The sequence below is a fragment of the Thermococcus onnurineus NA1 genome (genome assembly GCF_000018365.1).
In the GTDB taxonomy this organism is placed as follows: domain Archaea; phylum Methanobacteriota_B; class Thermococci; order Thermococcales; family Thermococcaceae; genus Thermococcus; species Thermococcus onnurineus.
Map to the genome: position 1 here is coordinate 1,220,073 of NC_011529.1, position 15,256 is coordinate 1,235,328.

A 15,256-nucleotide genomic window follows, 5' to 3' on the forward strand; every position below is an offset into this window, starting at 1 on the left:
AGTCATTCCCTCACATCTTTCTTGAATAGTATGCTCTGAAGGCGAGGTTTCCGAAGAATATCGTAGCGAAGATTAAGCTTGAAAGGTTGGTGCACCGTTCGTCCCTGAGAACCAGCCACGAGTAGTACAGCGAGAGAACCGTTACGAGAAGTACCAACTCCAGCGTTCTCATGGCAGCGAGCTTGGAAATCTCAAGGCCCCTTTCGTCTATGGGAACGCCCGTGTTTTCCACTATTGTCCGCATCATGAAGTATCCAAGAAATCCTCCCCCGATGAGTGCCACCAAGGATACCAAGGCGAGCTCGTTCATTCACATCACCATCTCATAGCGTACCTTTAGAATCATTGCAGTCAGGATCCCGACCATTAGGGGAAGCATAAGCCACTTCACGAACACGGCGGCCGTTTCGTAATCGTGCCCGGCGAGCCAGATGATCTCGTAGCCGAGAACAACAAGGCCGAGGAGCAGGCCGTGGTAGAAGCTCTTCATAGTTATCAGTCTCGTCCTCTCATCCTCCACCGGCCCAACCTTTGCCTCGTAGGCCTTCATCAGGAGCCACGTTCCTGCTATCGTCAGCGTGAAGAAGAACCAGCTCAGGTAGGTGTTCGTCCTTGAGTAGTAGTTCATCAGGAAAATCGTGACGAATAAGAAAACGAAGTGGATGGCCCTAAAGCCCATTCACATCACCTTCCTGTAGTAGAGCTGGCCAGCGAGGTAAGCAAATACCCAAGTCGCGAGGAGGAAGTAAAGAGGCGTCTCATTTAACTCCCAAAGGCCGAAGATGTCTCCGATGAGCACTACCGCGAGGAGCGTTATCATGGCATCGCTCACAAGGGCCTTGCTCCTCAGCTCTATCAGCTCCTCCCTCTCGTCCGTTATCGGTTCTTCAGCCTGGATTTCCTTCGAGTGCCTGCGGGCAAATGTAATCCAGAGGGCCACGCCGAGAAGGAAGACCACGAGAAGGAATGGCCTGGACGTGCTTAACTTCATCGCCGTGGCCATTATTCCTGAGAGGAAGCCAAAGAGAACACTCAGAGTTAGGAGCTGGGGCAGGAAACCTCTCCTCAATATCAAATCCTCTCGGGTTACCGCCGTTAGCAGAAAACCTCCAAAGAAGGCCACGCCAAAGGTGAAGATTCCAACGAAAAGCGGAAACCAGCTCTCCGGAAGCTCGTAGCTCACCATCATCGTCCCGCCACTTTCCACGTAAAGCCAGACGAAGTAGAGAGTATAGGTGAGTGCAAACATCAGGAATAGGCCGGCAACGTTCCTCTTCCACTTCTCCATGCTCCCACCATGTAAAGTTTCCTTTACGTAAAGCTTCCTTTACATCCTTATAAGCTTTGCCCCAAAGTTTTTAAATCTGCCATGACAACTCAAAACCGCGCGGGGGTAGCCGAGCCTGGTCAAAGGCGCGGGATTTAGGGTCCCGTCCCGCAGGGGTTCCGGGGTTCAAATCCCCGCCCCCGCACCAAAACAGCCCTTTGCTGGCGCAAAGCGCTGGCGGAAAGAGTGTGTGCTTTTTTGAAGTGCCAAATTTTCAAGGGGTTTACTCTCTAAATGGCGGTTTTACAGTGTTTGCTCCCCTCGAGGCATCCTTCGGGTGCCAGAACAAAAAGCAAACTGCTTGAAAGGCTCTTCTTGAAGTTAAACCCGCTTTTAGTGGAGGTTTAGAGAGTGCACGCCAATGCTCCTAGCGTTTTATAGGAAGGGCGCTCTTTGATTAAACTTTGCTATGCAAAGTTTATTTGCCCGCGCGAAGTTTGATCAAGGTTCGCATGTCACTCTTAAAGTGGCTGTTCTTAGGTGGGTCTACTTTCCAAAGGCTCCTCCACAGTGTTTCACTGCAAATATCAAACTGCACAAGCAAATCCGTTGCCCAAACTTGTCCACTAAACGTTATAAATATATCCATTTTATTTCGCAGCCAGGTGATCTAAGTTGGAGAACGACGCTCATAAGTTCGACCTTGATGGTGCATTCGTTCTAATCCCCAAGAAGCCCGATTTGAAATATCTCTACATAGAGATAACCAACCGCTGCAACCTCCGCTGTGAGATGTGCTTCAAGCAGTACTGGGAGGACGACGAAGGCGACATGGACTGGGATCTCTTCATCAAGATACTCGATGATGCAGAGGAGCTTCCAGAGCTGGAGATGATTTACTTTGGTGGCATAGGCGAGCCAACTGTTCACCCCCGCTTCATGGACATGGTCAGGGAAGTGAAGAGACGTGGCTTTGCCCTCGGCATAAGCACCAACGGATTCCTCCTTACGGACAAGCGAATAGAGGAGCTTGTGAAGCTTGGGGTTGACTTAATATACTTCTCGATCGATTCCGTACCGACACAGCCAGTCGACATTGGACATATAAAGCCAGACTACACCGGATCCCGCATCAGGAAGATTCAGGAGGTCAAGAAAAAGCTGGGAAGGGACGTTCCCCACATAGGCGTTGAGGTCGTGGCGACAAAGGAGAACTACAAGGAGCTACCCGAGATAGCGCACTACGTTGGCTCTTTGGGTGTTGACACACTACTCATCTCAAACATCATTCCAATAAACAAGGAGCATGCTGATATGATAGTCTACGATGGTAGCGTGGACATGAAACCAATAGTTGACAAACTCCAAGCCATCTACCATGGCTATCTACAGAAGATAGCTGAGTTCTCCCTGAGAACAGAACGGCACTGTGAGTTCATTGATAAGAAAGTGGCCGTAGTAAGGTGGGATGGGGAAGTAGCTCCCTGCTACCGCTTCTTGCACACATATCCTGAGGTCGTCTTCGGCAGAGAAAAAATAGTCACCGCTTACTCCTTTGGCAATGTTCGGGAGAAGAGCCTAGCGGACATTTGGACGAGTAGGGAGTACAGTTGGTTCAGATTCGTCGTTAAGAACTCCCTCTATCCAAGCTGCACTGACTGTCCGCTCAATGAGTCCTGCTCATTTGTCCAGGATACAAACTCCGACTGTTGGGGCAACAGCCCGAGCTGCGCGGACTGTCTATGGTCCAGGCGCATAGTCATCTGCCCGATACCCGAAAAGGGTATGAAGGGCTTTTGGTAGCTTGACTATTTTTAATTTTCTTCGGAGCCAATGTGTGGTTTTCCAACTTAGTTGTTCGGAAATGGTCTCAACTTTTTTTGTTAAACAATTTTTTCTGTTAAACAAATCCACTTGCTTGATATATTTGTGTTTCCCCATTTTGCTTTCGTCAAGTTTATTAGCACTAGTGTACAAAAATGTTTCTGACAACAACTGGGGGGCATTGAAGTATGTTTGCATACTGGGGAAGAATTTTGAGGGTTAACCTAAGCACAGGCAAAATCAGTGAAGAGAAGTTCGACGAAAAGTTTGCCCAGAAGTGGCTTGGAACCAGAGGATTTGGTATCTACTACCTCCTGAAGGAGATAGACCCAACGGTTGACCCATTCAGCCCTGAAAACAAAATAATATACGCCACCGGCCCGTTGACTGGAACCACTGCCCCAACTGGCGGCAGATACATGGTTATAACCAAGAGCCCACTGACTGGCTATATAGCCATGGCCAACTCCGGTGGCTTCTTCGGAGCCGAGCTGAAGTTCGCTGGCTGGGACGCTATAATAGTCGAGGGCAAGGCTGATCACCCGGTTTACATATACATAAACGACGACCAGGTTGAAATCAGGGATGCAAGCCACCTCTGGGGCAAGCTCGTGAGCGAGACCGAAGAGAAACTCAGGGAAGAAGTCGGCGACAAGAGGGTTCGCATCGCCTCAATAGGCCCGGCAGGTGAGAACCTCGTCCGCTTCGCTGCGGTAATGAACGACGAGCACAGGGCAGCCGGAAGAGGTGGCGTTGGAGCCGTCATGGGAAGCAAGAACCTCAAGGCGATAGTCGTTCGCGGCCACAAGAGGGTTGAGATCGCCGACAGGGCCAAGTTCACCAGCGTAGTGAAGGAGAAGATCGACAAGCTGAGGAACGATCCTGTTGCTGGCGGTGGACTGCCCAAGTATGGTACCGCAGTTCTTGTCAATATAATCAACCAGAATGGCCTCTACCCGACCAGGAACTTCCAGGACAGCCAGTTTGAGTACGCCGAAGAGCAGAGCGGTGAGGCCATGACCGCCAAATACCTCATCAGGAATAAGCCCTGTTACGCCTGTCCGATCGGCTGTGGAAGGGTCAACAAGCTTCCAACCGTAGGAGTCACCGAAGGTCCCGAATACGAGAGCATCTGGGCGCTCGGAGCGCACCTCGGAATAAACGACCTGGCAAGCATTATAGAGGCTAACCACATGATAGACGAGCTCGGTATGGACACCATTTCAACCGGTGGAACCCTCGCCACTGCCATGGAGCTCTTCGAGAAGGGCCTAATCAAGCCTGAGGATCTCGGCGAGGAGGCTCCGCCCTTCAGGTGGGGCAACACCGAGGTTCTGCACTACTACATCGAGAAGATAGCCAGGAGAGAGGGCTTCGGTGACAAGCTCGCCGAGGGTGGCTACAGGCTTGCCGAGATGTACAACGGCACCGAGTACTTCATGGGCGTCAAGAAGCAGGAGCTTCCGGCCTACGACCCGAGGGGTGCAGAGGGCCATGGCCTTGGTTACGCTACCAACAACCGTGGCGGCGGCCACATTAAGCAGTACATGATAAGTCCGGAGATACTTGGCTACCCATACAAGATGGATCCACACGACATTAGCGACGAGAAGGTTAAGATGGTCATAATCTTCCAGGATCTTACCGCGTTGATAGACGCCGCGGGTCTGTGTGTATTCACAACCTTCGGACTTGGTGCGGACGACTACCGCGACATGCTTAATGCAGCTCTCGGATGGGACCTCACTACCGAGGAGTACCTCAAGATCGGAGAGCGCATCTGGAACGCAGAGAGGCTCTTCAACCTCAAGGCTGGCCTCGATCCACTCAAGGAGGACACCCTGCCCAAGAGGCTCCTCGAGGAGCCCGTCAAGCAGGGTCCGAATAAGGGAAGGGTCGTCAGGCTCAAGGAGATGCTTCCGAGGTACTATGCACTCCGCGGCTGGACCGAGGATGGAAGAATTCCCGAGGAGAAGCTCGAGGAGCTCGGCCTGAACGAGTTCTGAATTCTCTTGTCTTTTCTTTAATATATTGTTGTTTCTCCAATATTCTGAGGTTCCTACAGGGGCCCGTGCACATCGTGCTACATTGTCCCCTGTTGGGGATTATATGTTAGTTTTCGCCCAATATAACTCACAATCTGTTGTGTTTTAAGTTTACGTAAAATAACTAAAATCGCCCAGTTATACCGACCATATGTAATAATACGCTTTAAAATCGAAAGATTTATACGGTAGATGTCCAGAGAAGTGCCTCGATGACGGGTAGAGTACCCGGATGGTTCAATGCGCTAAAATCCAACAAGGGGGTATATGAATGAAAGGTTGGAAAGCAGCTGTGGTTGCACTCTTTCTTGTTGGTCTAATTGCCGGGACTGCAGCAGCTGTGCCAACAAAGCCAATCGCAGTGAGCCCGGTACAGGAAAAGAACTATGGACTCTTGACTCCGGGACTCTTCAAGAAGATCCAGGGTATGAACTGGAACCAAGATATTAGCACCGTCATAATGTTCAACAGCCCAGCTGACCGCGATAGGGCAGTGCAGATTCTCGAGATAATGGGCGCTGAGATTAAGTACAGCTACAAGATTATACCCGCGGTTGCAGTTAAAATAAAGGTCAAGGATCTCCTTCTCGTTGCGGGAATGATCGACTCAGGCTTCTTTGGAAACAGCAGGCTGTCCGGTGTGAGGTTTATCCAGGAGGACTACAAGGTTCAGGCCGCTGACTCAACGTCAGTTGCTCAGATTCAGGCCGATGCCGTATGGAATCTCGGTTACGATGGCACTGGAATAGTCGTTGCGGTTATCGATACCGGTATCGACGCCAACCACCCTGACCTCCAGGGTAAAGTCATCGCTTGGTACGATGCCGTGAACGGAAAGACCACCCCGTACGATGACAACGGTCATGGAACCCACGTTGCTGGTATTGTCGCAGGAACAGGTGCCGCGAGCAACGGCCAGTACATCGGTGTCGCTCCGGGCGCCAAGCTCGTCGGCGTCAAGGTTCTTGCCGCCGACGGTTCTGGAAGCATATCAGACATTATAGCCGGTGTTGACTGGGTAGTCCAGAACAAGGACGCTTATGGAATTAAGGTCATCAACCTCTCCCTCGGTTCAAGTCAGAGCTCCGATGGTACTGATTCACTCAGCCAGGCGGTCAACGCCGCTTGGGATGCGGGCCTTGTTGTCTGTGTCGCAGCTGGAAACAGCGGTCCTAACACCTACACCGTCGGTTCTCCAGCTGCTGCCAGTAAGGTCATAACCGTGGGTGCCGTTGATAGCACCGACACTATAGCTAGCTTCTCAAGCAGGGGTCCGACCGCCGACGGCAGGCTTAAGCCGGAGGTTGTCGCTCCGGGTGTTGACATCATTGCCCCGAGGGCCGCCGGAACCAGCATGGGAACCCCGATTGACACCTACTACACCAAGGCCTCCGGAACCAGCATGGCCACCCCGCACGTCGCTGGAGTTGCCGCCTTGCTCCTCCAGGCTCACCCGGACTGGACCAACAGCAAGATCAAGACTGCCCTCATTGAGACCGCCGACATAGTGGCCCCAGCTGAAATAGCCGATATCGCATACGGTGCAGGTAGGGTCAATGTCTACAAGGCCATCAACTACGACAACTACGCCAAGCTTGTCTTCACCGGCTCCGTCGCGGATAAGGGAAGCGTCAGTCACACCTTCGACATAAGCGGCGCGACTTTCGTCACCGCTACCCTTTACTGGGACAACAGCGCCAGTGACATTGACCTCTATCTCTACGACCCGAACGGCAACCAGGTCGACTACTCCTACACCTCCTACTACGGATTCGAGAAGGTTGGTTATTACAACCCGACCGCTGGAACCTGGACGGTTAAGGTTGTCAGCTACAGCGGTGCCGCCAACTACCAGGTCGACGTCGTCAGTGATGGAACTCTCAGCCAGTCTACCGGAACCACTCCGACGCCCACTCCTACCCCAACTCCCACCACCGACAGCCAGACCTTCACTGGCTATGTCCACGACTGGTACGACAAGAGCGACAGCTTCACCATGACCGTCAACAGCGGAGCTACCAAGATAGCCGGTGACCTCACCTTCGACACTTCACTCCACGACCTTGACCTCTATCTCTACGATCCGAACGGCAACCTCGTCGACCGCTCCGAGACCTCCACCAGCTACGAGCACGTCGAGTACCTTAACCCGGCTCCTGGAACATGGAAGTTCATAGTCTACGCCTACAACACCTACGGCTGGGCCAGCTACCAGCTTGACGTCGTTGTCTACTACGGTTGATTTTTAAGCCTCTTTTCTCTTTTCATTTGAGGTGATAGCCATGAGAAAAGTTCTCGCAGCAGTGTTCTTTGTTATGATCATCTTATCATCTGTTCCTCTCGCAAACGCTAAAATCGAGCCCTACGTATACAAGCCGACCGTCCCTGACACGGCCTTTTCAGTTCTTGCCCTCTATGAAACTGGTGACTATGCGAAGGTTCTCGAGGGCTGCGAGTGGCTGATGATGCTCAGGACACCTTTTGACTCATGGGGGTTCGCATACGGCGAAGACCACGAAGCCAAGTACACCGCGATGGCGATACTCGCGCTCATAAGGGGCGAGAGGATAGCTAGTGGAAGGTACAACACCACCATAAACAGCGCCGCTTATTGGCTCATCTACAAGCAGAATCCAGACGGCTCCTGGCAGGACTATACCGACACTGCCCTCGCACTTATTGCCCTCAGGGAGTTCCTCAATAGCGGCTATCTCAACGAGAAGCTCCCAGGGTTTAGGAAGCAGGTTCAGGAGGCAATAGACAGGGCCCAGGGTTGGCTTATGGCCGCACAGCCGAAGAACGACGTCGAGAGAGTATTCGGCTATATGGCTCTAGGGAAAAAGGAAGATCTGAAGAAGATGGAAGTTGACGGTGAACTGGCAGCATACCGAGCATTTGCACTCGCCTATATGGGTGAGAGGATTGAGTTGACTGAGGACTTTCAGAGCACGGTAGCAATAGCAATGGCCCTCTACGCTACCGGTAGTGAAAAATACCGCGAGGAACTCCTCAAGAAAGAACACTTCGGCTTCTGGGGAGTTCTTCACTATCGTGTCCTCGACCTGTTGAGCGCTTCGAAGATAAGTGGTTTTGAGGACTTAAAGCCGATAGCCTGCCCTTATATTGACAAGATAACACCCAACGACGACTGGGAGAAGGTGATTCTCGCCGACTACTATATAGCCTGTGGCAAGAAGCCCGAACTCCCTACCAACTACTCGGCTCTGCTCCCATGGCAGATCGCTGAAGTAGCGAGAGTTAAGGCCCTGCTCAGCGAGGATTATGAAGATGCCGTCAGCTACCTCCTCAAGATATCTAAGGATGGCATCTGGAAGGACTTCTACAACACGGAATACGTCGTCTGGGTGCTCAAGAATCTTGGTGTGAACTATGACTATGCTAGGTCTCTAGAATATCTCCAGGAGAACCTCACTTGGATGCTCGAGACGAAAGATTCCAAAACAGGCAACCCGATTTACTACAACACGCCCACCTACTACTTCGCCTACGCGGCCATCGTCTTCAAGGAGTTTGGCCTCGAAAGGCCCCTTAACGAGAGCCTCAGCATCCTCGCAGAAAGACAGTATCCTAACGGCGGCTGGCCATACACTCAGGGTTCGGTGGTAGGGCTGACGTCCACGACCAGGGTTCTGTGGGCCCTTCAGGAGGCAGGGCTTACGGACACCCCAATGTACGAGAAGGGAGTTCAGTTCCTCAGGACCATACTCTACGTTGACATACCAGAGCCCGAGGAAAGCGGGAATGCAGTAAAGCTGGCCAATGCGACGTTCCTTCTCGTGAGAAATGGACTTTACATCGGTAACTCTACGAACAGCGCAGATGTTAGCAGCTTGGACGGCTACGTGGTCATTTATCCCTCTCAGAGTCCACTGATGATTAATGCCTATGAGGTAAATGGCTTCATCGCCAGCGAACCGGCACCAAGTAAAAGGATGGCATACATCTACATAATAGCAGGAGCAGTTCTAATAACACTTGCCGTTGTGGTGTCAAGGTCCTGGAAGAAACGAAATAAAAGGTGATCTAAAGGCCTTTCCTCATTTTTCCTACCCTGAATCTCACGAACTCTTTCAGAAACTCTTCGTCAAAGTATGTTTTTCTTCCATCAAGATATGCCTCGTATATTCTAATCGCATCACCATCGCCGAGATCTTTCAGCGTTTTAAGGACGTCATCCTTCTTCAGGTCAGAGCCATGGATAAATGCCAGTAGCCGAGCCGTTTCTCCAGCAAGGATGTGGAGCATCTTCCTGTTTCCAGAAAATCGCTCAAGGTTCTCCAGAATTCCATCTAACCGGGCAGAAAGTATTTCCCTGAAGTTATACTCGGGGAGAGACTCTACAACATCCTCGCCTAGAACTACTACATGGTTCTCGCGAAAGTCCCGGTGATATATCGTCAGGAACTTGTAGGGATAACCAAGGTTCAGCGGGTCACGGAGGTTGGAATAATATTCCCATGCAATATCAACTTCAACTGACCTGAGAGAGGATGAGCACTCTTCGAGAACGGGCCTTATCTTTGAGAGAATCCCCTCTGGATCAGCGCCATCTTCAAGAACCGCGAAGAAGTCAACGTCGCTCGTTCCGGGAATGAAGTCGCCCCTAACCAGCGAGCCAAAGAGAATTAAAGAGTGGAGGCCGGGAACCCGGCCGAGCTTTTGCCTCACGCATTCTATGAGGCCTTCAACCTTCATGTGGTCGAGGCTTCCTCGTCGTTGTAGATGTCCCAGTTCTCTATTTTTTCCTCGTAGCCCTTTGAGCCTTCCAGGGTCTGAATCCTGAACATGTAGCTCTTGTACCAGTTGTAGGACGGCTTGACCTTAATCGGAAGGAGCTTCCAGGCCCTGGTCTCCTCCTCGTAGCCCCAGTTGACGTACTCGTTGAAGTTCCTGATGATGTCCGTTATGACGACGTTGAACTCGTTGAGGAGAACCCTCTGTATATCGCGCCACTTGTCGAGAGAGCTCTCGCGTCTGGTTATGCCGAAGTAGCCAGCGCAACCAGGGCCCTTGAGGGTGGCGATTCCCCTGCCGACGAAGGCCCTTATGGCATCAACAGTCTCAGGAGGATCGGTGATGAAGGTGTCGAACTTGTGGAGGGCATAGTCGGGAAGCGGCTCCCTGAGGTCAAAGGTGAACATCTCGATGTTGCTGAAGCCTATCTCGTCCGCGACCTTCTCGATGAACTTAACAAGCCTCTCGTCGATGTCGAGGACGGCTATCCTTTTCGGAAGGCCGCTGAGCATCAGGGCAACGCTGGTGAGGTCGTCATCACCCAGGACAAAGACCTCCTTGTTCTCAAGGTCGCCCCTCGTGTGCATCAGGGCAATCCTTGCCACGGTGGTCTCTGGCGTAACGTAGGCCTGATCGAAGTCATGGAGCGGCTGGGGCCTGTCCTTGACGATCTCCTTGAACTGCTCGAGCAGATCGCTGAAGGCGTCGAGCTCGACGGTCTTGCCCTCGCAGTGGGAGCAGGTGTAGTCCTTTCTCGACCCGATTCCATACTTCTCCACCAGCTCCTTTCCCTTGGCGGTGAGCCTCACGCCGTTCTCCTCGAAAGCGATGTAGCCGAGCTCGTGGAGGGCCGTTATCACCGCGACGACCAGCGGAAGAGGCTCCTCACTGAGGTCAACTATGCGCCAGACATCGCTGCTCGCGAGAACCGCGCTCAGAACGTTCTCAATGGTCCTATCATAAACGGGGATGCTCGTCTTCTCCTTAACCCTCTCAACTATCTCCCTCATTTCAAGCACCTCCAGAAGGATTTTGGTTCGTGAACGGGGTTAAGGTGAGGCGCTTTTAAATGTTTTCCACAGTGGTAAAGTTAATAAGTCTCCCAACTTTTGCTTCTCTGATGCTGAGGATTGCTGGAGATGACTTTATCAAGCGCTATCGTCTCGAATACAACCGCGAGGCCCTTGAGCATGTTAGGCCTTACATCGGCGAGAGGGCTTACTCCCGTCTCAGAGCCCTCCTGGAGTACCGCCTAACAGGTAAAGACTTCGACCGCTCACCCGTTGGTGAAAAAATAGTCCTGGCTTTCTCTGCCGGCTCTGACAGTACCTCAACCCTCAAAATCCTCCGCTGGGCTGGCTTCGAGGTTGTACCAGTTACGGCAAAGCTCCCCCAGATGAACGAAGGGGTTATCGAGAAGGCCAAAAGCTACGGCGCGGTTTTTGTTGATATTCCTGGTTATATTGAGGCGATGACTGAGCAGATGAACAAGGGTGCTCCGATCTGTGGCCGCTGCCATTCGATGGTCATAAAGGCCGTTGAGGACTACGCGAGAGAGATAGGTGCCAAAATCGTAGCCAGCGGTGACTTGCTGAGCTCTGGCCTTATTTCCATCTACAAGAACGGAGATCTGATAACGCTTAACTTCCCGGCCTTTCTGGCCCTTGATAAAGCTGAGATAATCGAGCTGATTGGCGGCAAGTACGATCTCAAGTTTGGCTGCCCTCTCCTATGGGAAACCTTCAGAAAAGCCCCAAGTGTGAAGCGCTTCTCGATTCAAAGGGTTCTCCGTGAGCTCAGAGCCAGGGCAATAACCCCAAAAATAGCAGAGGCATTGATATTCGATATCCTATCCCGTTGATTACCCATTTCTGACCCAAAAGGTTTAAATTTGTTATCTTGAACTTCGCTTAGGTGGTGAATTATGGTAACCAAGGAAGAGGTAATGGAGAAGGTTAAAGCGGTAGTTGATGAGAAGTACGTTAAAGGGCTTGAAATCGGTGAGGATGGTTCTGTAACAATTACCCTCTCAAAAGACACTCCGGACATCGACAACGTTCTCATAAGGCTCAACACTGAGCTCCAGAAGATCGAAGGAATTGGCACAATCACGATAAACCGTGAGAGGGACAAGCAGGTCGATGACAACGCCGAAGTAACAAGAGAAATGATACTCGAGAAGCTCAAGGAAGTCATCGACCCAGAAATTGGCGTTGATGTTGTCAATTTGGGCCTTATATACGAGCTGAACATCAGGCCAGACAAGACAGTTTACGTCAAGATGACGATGACCACCCCTGGCTGCCCGCTGACGATGTGGATTCTCAGGGCTGTCGAGGATAAGATACTCGAGATTCCGGGCGTTAAAGACGCCGAAATCGAGCTCACCTTCGATCCACCGTGGACGCCGGACAGGATAAGCGATGAGTACAAAAAGAAACTCGGACTTTATTGACCCATCCTGTCCCTCTCTGTTCATGAGAGTCCAATTTTTCTCCTTCTTCCACGAATTTTCGTCGTTTGGAGTCTTTTTCCTCGACGAAAAGTTTATATTCGCCGAAGTTCATCTAAAAGCGGTGATGTGCCATGGCGTGGAAGGTTATGGTTGACCAGGACACCTGTATTGGAGATGCCATCTGTGCTAGCCTCTGCCCGGACGTCTTCGAGATGAACGACGAGGGCAAGGCTGTTCCGGTTGTGGAGGTTATCGAGGACGAGAACCTCTACAACTGCGCAGTTGAGGCTGCTGAGGCCTGCCCGGTCAGCGCTATCGTCATTGAGGAGGCTTGAAGCCTCTCCTTTTTCATTCTCACTATTCGTCGTTTTCCTTCCCATTGCCCTTCAGTTTTTGGTACTCCTTTAAAATCTACAAGTTCTCAACAGTACCCTAACAACATAATAAAGGAATAAAAACAGCCCATCAGGCTCCCGTCAGCCACGGGATCCATTGGGGCGGCCAATCCAATCTTCTCTGTCAGTCGAGTCCCAGCCCGAACCTCTCCGCTTGCTCAAGCACGTACTCCCTTATCTCCGTCGCCTTTGGAAGTTCTGCCACTATTTCACCGTTTTCAATGAGCGGCTTTAAGAGCGGCTCGACTTTCGCCCCACAGACTGGACATCTTTCCAGCTTTTTATCTGCTGGAACCCTGTGGTAATGGCCGTTCTCACAGCGGTATATCTGCTTCCTTCCGCTGAGCTTGCCACGCTTGGTGAAAGGCTTTCCTTCGATCTCGACTATGTCAAGGGAGAAGTCTATAGGTTTCGCACTGGCTATGGACGAGCCAACGCCAAAAGCATCTGCGATGTCCACTATCTCCCTTATGCTCTCCTCGTTTAGGCCTCCACTGACGAAGATTTTAACGTGCTCGTAACCCCTTAGGTCGAGCTCCCAGCGGACCTCTTCGATTATCCTCCTGAAGTTGCCCCTCCTCGAGCCGGGCGTGTCGAGCCTCACCGCGGTCAGGCGTTCTCCTAAGGCTTCAGCTGCCATCAGAGCCTCAACCTTCTCGTCGCAGATGGTGTCAACCAGCGCTGTCCTTGGCACCTCCGGCTCGACGACCTCGTCGAAGTACTTCCAGGCCTTCACCTGGTCACCTACGGTAAGAATCAGCGCGTGAGGCATCGTTCCAACGGGCTTTTCACCTATCATCTCTGCCCCGAGAACGCCGCTCACCCCGTCGCAGCCGCCTATGAATGCCGAGCGGTCAATCATTGGGGCTATGGCAGGATGCATGTGCCTTATGCCAAAGGAATAGACTGGCTTGAAGTTCGCGGCGATCTTGACCCTCAATGCCGCGGTGGCTATACCGCTCGCCTGACTGAGCATTCCGAGTAAGGCAGTCTCGTAGATGCCGAATTCCTCGTAGTATCCTTCAATCTGAAGAACAGGCTCATAGGGGTGGAATATCGTCCCCTCTGGCATGGCGTAGACGTTCACCGGCAGACCTTCGAGGAGCTTGGCAACTTCTTCGATTCCAGCCAGAACTCCCCACTTCCAGCCCTTTGGAAGTCCCGTCGTGGTTACGTCGGCGAAAACCTTCTTGTGGATGCCCTTTTTCTCAAGGATTTTCTTTGTCCTAATGAAGTAAACGTCAGTGGTCCTTCCGGCTTTTATATCTTCCTCGTGGGCGATATAGAAATCCCTCATTTTCCTCACCTAAAACAACTTTACCCCCCTCGATTTAAGGCTTTCCTCAGTTGAAAGGTCTAAGTAGTACCAAAACTGACCCCGTGGGTAGGTGAAATCATGGTCTGCACAATATACAACACCAAGTGATGCTCGACGGAGAAGGTCGCTCACTGGATGGCGGGGGCGATAAAGGACGTAACGTGAGGTAAAGTGGCCTGGGTCACCGAAAAACCCAATGTTGACGACCACAATCTGGTGATTATATAGGAACTGTCCTTTCACGCACTCGACGAGTGATTATCCCTAGGGACGGCGGCTTCCTCAACTTAGTTTGAACGGTATCTCTGCCTCCCCACCTTTCTCGATTTTGTGAAGTTCCCGCCTGTAAGCCTCCAACGGTCGATCTTCAACCTTCAGGTAGCCCGCGAAGGTCTTTGGTATCTCCTCGAGCTCGTCGAAGAACCTCGGATAGTTCTTATCCCTGATGATATGGTGGTCGAGTATTATCTCCGCTCCTGTTTCGCGGATTATCTCGTTGAGGTTTTTAATGCCAGCCTGCCAGCTTCCCTCAGCGCGCTTACCGAGGTATGTCGGTGGTCCCCCAGTTATGAGCAAATCTGGAACCTTCTCGATTATCCACTCTACAGATTTTCTGTTGAGCATCTGAATATCGCTCGCGTGGATTACTCTCTTAGAGCCGTCATCAATGAGCGTCATCACAACGAAGCCGAGCCTGGAACCTTCGCTTCCATGGGGAACGGCTGGAGAGAACTCCAACTCAACGCCGCCGAGGTCAAAAGATTTGCCGTCCGCGAACTCAATCTTCCCCGCTATCGGTTCGGTGTTTTTGAGGAAGGCCCAAGCGCGCTTCCTCTGGCTGAAGTTTATGTTTTCCCGGGGGTGCTTTATGAAGAGGGGCTTTCCCTCGTATATCTCCCTCGCGTAGCTCTCGCTTGAACTCTCGTACAGACCTTCGAAGAACGGTGTGTGGTGGTCGTAATGATAGTGGGAAATAACGACAACCTCACTCCTCCGCGCGTAGCCCTGAAGCTTCCGTCTCATCTTCTGGAGTACCTCCATCTCGGCCTTAGCCGGTGGAAGGCCGTAGCGCTTCGGCCCGAGGGCGACACCGGGGTCGATGAGGATTTTTATTCCAGAGGCCTCTACGAAGGTGGCTAAGCTCCTCACGCCGAGGCTCTCCGACGCGAGTGGGATGACGCGCATTCCATCACCTAA

14 protein-coding genes and 1 tRNA gene are annotated in these 15,256 nt (G+C 51.9%); 8 read left to right on the top strand and 7 right to left on the bottom strand.

The genetic code is table 11. From position 1 onward, the window contains the following. Window positions 1-10 precede the first annotated feature (10 nt). From TON_RS06830 to TON_RS06840, 3 genes are read right to left on the bottom strand one after another with little or no spacing between them, the layout of a single operon-like run. Window positions 11-310 carry a DUF2178 domain-containing protein gene (locus TON_RS06830; RefSeq protein ID WP_012572312.1) on the bottom strand — a complete coding sequence of 100 codons (300 nt, stop codon included), beginning with the start codon at window positions 308-310 and terminating at the stop codon, window positions 11-13. Continuing rightward, on the bottom strand, window positions 311-679 hold the full coding sequence (locus TON_RS06835; RefSeq protein WP_012572313.1) for a hypothetical protein: 369 nt from the start codon (window positions 677-679) through the stop codon (window positions 311-313). Then, window positions 680-1,288: a hypothetical protein gene (locus TON_RS06840; RefSeq protein WP_012572314.1), complete on the bottom strand. Its 609-nt coding sequence runs from the start codon at window positions 1,286-1,288 to the stop codon at window positions 680-682. Window positions 1,289-1,387: 99 nt separating this feature from the next. On the opposite strand from TON_RS06840, the gene TON_RS06845 reads away from it, so the two are divergent. From TON_RS06845 to TON_RS06865, 5 genes are all read left to right on the top strand, one after another. Beyond that, window positions 1,388-1,475 (top strand) — tRNA-Leu (locus tag TON_RS06845). Window positions 1,476-1,942: 467 nt separating this feature from the next. After that, a complete protein-coding gene (locus TON_RS06850; RefSeq protein WP_012572315.1) occupies window positions 1,943-3,070 on the top strand; it encodes a tungsten cofactor oxidoreductase radical SAM maturase in 1,128 nt (375 codons plus the stop codon). A gap of 209 nt (window positions 3,071-3,279) precedes the next feature. Further along, window positions 3,280-5,097, top strand: a complete 1,818-nt coding sequence (gene aor, locus TON_RS06855; RefSeq protein WP_012572316.1) for an aldehyde ferredoxin oxidoreductase — start codon at window positions 3,280-3,282, stop codon at window positions 5,095-5,097. A gap of 310 nt (window positions 5,098-5,407) precedes the next feature. Beyond that, window positions 5,408-7,378: a S8 family serine peptidase gene (locus TON_RS06860; protein ID WP_012572317.1), complete on the top strand. Its 1,971-nt coding sequence runs from the start codon at window positions 5,408-5,410 to the stop codon at window positions 7,376-7,378. Window positions 7,379-7,418: 40 nt separating this feature from the next. Then, on the top strand, window positions 7,419-9,179 hold the full coding sequence (locus TON_RS06865) for a prenyltransferase/squalene oxidase repeat-containing protein (RefSeq protein ID WP_012572318.1): 1,761 nt from the start codon (window positions 7,419-7,421) through the stop codon (window positions 9,177-9,179). Between the two features lies 1 nt (window position 9,180). Here the strand turns inward: TON_RS06865 and TON_RS06870 are convergent, their stop codons facing one another. Next, window positions 9,181-9,852, bottom strand: coding sequence for a nucleotidyltransferase domain-containing protein (locus tag TON_RS06870; RefSeq protein ID WP_012572319.1), 672 nt, complete (start codon window positions 9,850-9,852; stop codon window positions 9,181-9,183). After that, on the bottom strand, window positions 9,849-10,901 hold the full coding sequence (gene bpsA / locus TON_RS06875; protein WP_012572320.1) for a N(4)-bis(aminopropyl)spermidine synthase: 1,053 nt from the start codon (window positions 10,899-10,901) through the stop codon (window positions 9,849-9,851). The genes TON_RS06870 and bpsA overlap by 4 nt, the downstream gene beginning before the upstream one ends. Window positions 10,902-11,011: 110 nt before the next feature. On the opposite strand from bpsA, the gene TON_RS06880 reads away from it, so the two are divergent. The 3 genes from TON_RS06880 (at window position 11,012) to TON_RS06890 (ending at window position 12,681) form a co-directional block, all read left to right on the top strand. Beyond that, window positions 11,012-11,752: an ATPase gene (locus tag TON_RS06880; RefSeq protein WP_048055172.1), complete on the top strand. Its 741-nt coding sequence runs from the start codon at window positions 11,012-11,014 to the stop codon at window positions 11,750-11,752. A 63-nt stretch (window positions 11,753-11,815) separates the two neighbouring features. Then, window positions 11,816-12,346 carry a metal-sulfur cluster assembly factor gene (locus tag TON_RS06885; protein ID WP_012572322.1) on the top strand — a complete coding sequence of 177 codons (531 nt, stop codon included), beginning with the start codon at window positions 11,816-11,818 and terminating at the stop codon, window positions 12,344-12,346. A 131-nt stretch (window positions 12,347-12,477) separates the two neighbouring features. Beyond that, window positions 12,478-12,681: a ferredoxin gene (locus TON_RS06890; protein ID WP_012572323.1), complete on the top strand. Its 204-nt coding sequence runs from the start codon at window positions 12,478-12,480 to the stop codon at window positions 12,679-12,681. 184 nt (window positions 12,682-12,865) lie between these two features. Here TON_RS06890 and TON_RS06895 read toward each other — a convergent pair whose 3' ends face one another. Next, window positions 12,866-14,038, bottom strand: coding sequence for a nicotinate phosphoribosyltransferase (locus tag TON_RS06895; RefSeq protein ID WP_012572324.1), 1,173 nt, complete (start codon window positions 14,036-14,038; stop codon window positions 12,866-12,868). Window positions 14,039-14,341: 303 nt separating this feature from the next. Next, on the bottom strand, window positions 14,342-15,244 hold the full coding sequence (locus TON_RS06900) for an MBL fold metallo-hydrolase (RefSeq protein WP_012572325.1): 903 nt from the start codon (window positions 15,242-15,244) through the stop codon (window positions 14,342-14,344). Between the last annotated feature and the right edge of the window lie 12 nt (window positions 15,245-15,256).

Bases quoted from the DNA above. Each gene is read 5' to 3' on its own strand.
- TON_RS06830 (WP_012572312.1), bottom strand. From the start codon at position 310: ATGAACGAGCTCGCCTTGGTATCCTTGGTGGCACTCATCGGGGGAGGA.
- TON_RS06835 (WP_012572313.1), bottom strand. From the start codon at position 679: ATGGGCTTTAGGGCCATCCACTTCGTTTTCTTATTCGTCACGATTTTC.
- TON_RS06840 (WP_012572314.1), bottom strand. From the start codon at position 1,288: ATGGAGAAGTGGAAGAGGAACGTTGCCGGCCTATTCCTGATGTTTGCA.
- aor (WP_012572316.1), top strand. From the start codon at position 3,280: ATGTTTGCATACTGGGGAAGAATTTTGAGGGTTAACCTAAGCACAGGC.
- TON_RS06860 (WP_012572317.1), top strand. From the start codon at position 5,408: ATGAAAGGTTGGAAAGCAGCTGTGGTTGCACTCTTTCTTGTTGGTCTA.
- TON_RS06865 (WP_012572318.1), top strand. From the start codon at position 7,419: ATGAGAAAAGTTCTCGCAGCAGTGTTCTTTGTTATGATCATCTTATCA.
- TON_RS06870 (WP_012572319.1), bottom strand. From the start codon at position 9,852: ATGAAGGTTGAAGGCCTCATAGAATGCGTGAGGCAAAAGCTCGGCCGG.
- bpsA (WP_012572320.1), bottom strand. From the start codon at position 10,901: ATGAGGGAGATAGTTGAGAGGGTTAAGGAGAAGACGAGCATCCCCGTT.
- TON_RS06880 (WP_048055172.1), top strand. From the start codon at position 11,012: ATGCTGAGGATTGCTGGAGATGACTTTATCAAGCGCTATCGTCTCGAA.
- TON_RS06885 (WP_012572322.1), top strand. From the start codon at position 11,816: ATGGTAACCAAGGAAGAGGTAATGGAGAAGGTTAAAGCGGTAGTTGAT.
- TON_RS06890 (WP_012572323.1), top strand. From the start codon at position 12,478: ATGGCGTGGAAGGTTATGGTTGACCAGGACACCTGTATTGGAGATGCC.
- TON_RS06895 (WP_012572324.1), bottom strand. From the start codon at position 14,038: ATGAGGGATTTCTATATCGCCCACGAGGAAGATATAAAAGCCGGAAGG.
- TON_RS06900 (WP_012572325.1), bottom strand. From the start codon at position 15,244: ATGCGCGTCATCCCACTCGCGTCGGAGAGCCTCGGCGTGAGGAGCTTA.